The 3,081-nt window shown below is 39.7% G+C and carries 3 protein-coding genes; all 3 read right to left on the reverse strand.

The genetic code is table 11. The features are described 5' to 3' along the window. Nucleotides 1-854: chromate efflux transporter (gene chrA, locus H7254_RS19890; protein WP_301934642.1), on the reverse strand; the 854-nt coding region annotated here is incomplete at its 3' end. A gap of 75 nt (nucleotides 855-929) precedes the next feature. Beyond that, nucleotides 930-1,922, reverse strand: coding sequence for a DUF1259 domain-containing protein (locus tag H7254_RS19895; protein ID WP_301934643.1), 993 nt, complete (start codon nucleotides 1,920-1,922; stop codon nucleotides 930-932). Between the two features lie 57 nt (nucleotides 1,923-1,979). Continuing rightward, entirely contained in the window at nucleotides 1,980-2,837 is an 858-nt protein-coding gene (locus tag H7254_RS19900; RefSeq protein WP_301934644.1) for a chromate resistance protein ChrB domain-containing protein, read from the reverse strand. Nucleotides 2,838-3,081: the final 244 nt, after the last annotated feature.

Here is a 3,081-nt window from a genome sequence, read left to right on the forward strand (position 1 = left end):
CCAATAAATCCTACTGTAATTACCACCGGTCCCGGTGTAATCATAGCAACAGCAACAGCATCCACAAATTGCTTTTCATTTAGCCAGCCAAATTCTGTTACAACACCTCCATGCAGAAAGGGCACTATAGCCAAACCACTGCCAAATACGAATGCTCCGGCTTTAGTAAAGAACCATGCGATTTCCTCCAGGGTTTTACCATCGTATTTCCAGAATTCTGTACTGATTAAAATAGCGGCAGGCAATATGGTGGGTTTTCTGATCCATTGCGGCATTGCTTTCACAAGCATGTATAAAATACCGCAAGTCAAAAACAATAGTATTTCTTCCCTTTCGGTGATGACCGTAATAATAATCCCCACGATATAAAATACCCATAATAACCAGTTGGATTTGATGGCGGCTATCTCAAACTTACTGATAGATTTAACCGTCAGCTTATAGGCACTCATGGCAATAATACCTATAACCGCGGCTCCCACACTGTAAAATACTGCCTGCATCCAGGCCAGTCCCCCATATAACTGATAAGCCATACCCAGTAAAACAACCATGATAAAAGAGGGAACAACAAAGGCAAGTCCGGCAAATGTGGCGCCGATCAGCCCGTAATGAACAAAACCAATATAAATACCCAACTGTGCAGCTAAAGGACCAGGAGCAAGTTGAGCTAATGCCAAACCTTCCTTGTATTCTTCTTCTTTTAACCAGCCTTTATTTTCAACCAGATCCCGGTGCATGTATCCCACCAAAGCTACCGGTCCGCCAAAGCCCCATGTTCCCAACTTTAAGAAGTATTTAGTAAGATCAAATAAAGAATAAATTGGTTTTGATTTGCTTAATTGTTCATCCATATCTAATTTTATGATATCATATTTTGCTCAGTTGAAAAACACTCATTTCATACTATATAAAATGATTATTAGTAATTACATCTTCATTCCACCCGCAGATTTTACCTTCATTTTACCTAATTCATCCAGTGCTGCCCTAAATCCCTGGGCAAGAACAGCTGCGTTCCCACGACCATAGTAATGCAGGAATATCATATGTGGATCATCACCCAGCATATGATTATGCACCGCTACCACCTCCAGGTTATGTTTCCGCAAGGTTTTTATTACAACGTTTACCTCACTTTGGAGCATTGCAATATCACCTGCGATGTGGGCATCACTCTGTATACCTGCAAATGAGGCCCAGCTGTTTAAGCCGATATTGGTAGTCATTTCAACACCCATAGCCATAATTTTCAGATCGTTCCTGCCAATTGTATATTTATAGGTCGGTCCGTTTACAGTACCGGTATATTTAACAATCGCATCCAGTGCAGGCAAATTAAAATTTTCTTTACCTGTTAACACAGGTGGTGCAGCTGGCGGCGGTTGGTTGGCCGGGAAAAGTTTGCTGTCCCTAATCGTATCCGCATATTTTTTAGCCAATTCAGCTACGCTGCCCATCCCATGAATATGCATATAAAAAATACGTGGTTCTTCGTAAAAAAAATGGTTGTGGATAGCGGCTATTTCCAAACCGTTCGCCTGAGCCGCAGAGATTAAAGGATTTACCTCTTCCATTTGTAATACCGTATCGCTCATCACCATTGCAGATTTACCATCCACTGTTTTTTTGAAGGATACCCAACCTCCAAAGCCAAAAGGGATAGGAACAGGTTCATTCTTAATCTTCATTTTTAGGTCGTTACGTGGTAATGAGGTGGTATAAACGGCTTCGTCTTCTTTATAACTACCTTTTTTACCTAAAGCCCTGTCAATGGCAGCCATTTCTTCAGCACTTAAGGGAGGTGTTTTTCCTACATGCATTGGAATAGCCTGTAATTTGTTCATGGGAAACAGCAGAGCTGTTCCTAATACAGCGGAAGCCTGTAAGGCTTGCCGGCGACTGAATTTTTGTTTTTCCATATTGATGCTGATGTGAAGCAATATTAACCCAACTGTAATGCCGGAAATAGTATAGATTTAACTATTGGTATTCTTTTTACTTTTCAGGATGCTTTTTTTATAGATTGTGGGAAGTTGTCCCATTTGTTTTTTAAATATCCGGGTGAAATGGCTTTGGTCCGAAAAGCCTGTCAGGTAAGCAATCTCTGTTAACGAGTATTGGGTTGTTTCCATTAGTGAAATGGCTTTCTCAATACGCATCTTGCGGATATATTCACCGAAGGAAAGATTCTCAAAATATTTAGAAAACTCTCTTGAGAGGTAACTGGGGTTGATTTCAAGTTCATTTGATACCTGCTGCAGGCTTAATGTCATGTTCGTATCCAATTGATCCTGTATCATTTCTTTAAGTTCAATTGTCCATTCCGGGGCTTTCTTTGTGTTGCCCTGTTTCAGATATTTATGATAAACTTCTAATAGTAATTGTTCTGCCGGTGACTGTGTATGTTTTTGTTGGTGCATGTATTTTGCCCAAGTGTAAAGCCCATCATATAATATCATACCCAAATCCAGCAATTGATGGTCATCTTTGATGTTTTGCGATAAGCCAAGAAAGATCGCCGACAGACCCGAAGCCTGCGGAGCAAAATCGTGACGGTCAGTATCTGCACCACGGATAATCGCTGCCATCCTGTTTAGTGCGGCATCATTTAATTGATGCTTCTTTAAAAAATAATCAAAGGTACACTGATCTTTATAATGACTGTATTCTACATTTGGCAGGTCGAAAGGAATGGCATTTAATTCTTTTGCTTTAGTCAATACCTCATCGAAAGGCATGTAGATAATTTCAGCTTCGGTATCAATAAACCTTTTGATTAGCCACGGACAGGCAATACGGTCAATTTTCGGTTTTTCACGTGTTATCCACTTCATCTGTTATTATTTGGCAATATCTCAAAGTTAATGAAACTGTAAATTTAATACCCGGCAAATTAGACTTAAGAGGTGGGATGGAAAACCCGAAATTGTCTTAAAATAATTTAAAGTCAAGTTTACCATATAAATCATTATTTACCAGACTTATTCCTGCTAATATGATGAGCTTTTTGTAATTTTTGTAAAATTTTAATATCGGTAGGATCTTGCCTGTGGGCAGGTATTTAAAAGGCGGCGGGAA

It is taken from the genome of Ferruginibacter sp., assembly GCF_014377975.1.
Lineage (GTDB): Bacteria > Bacteroidota > Bacteroidia > Chitinophagales > Chitinophagaceae > Ferruginibacter.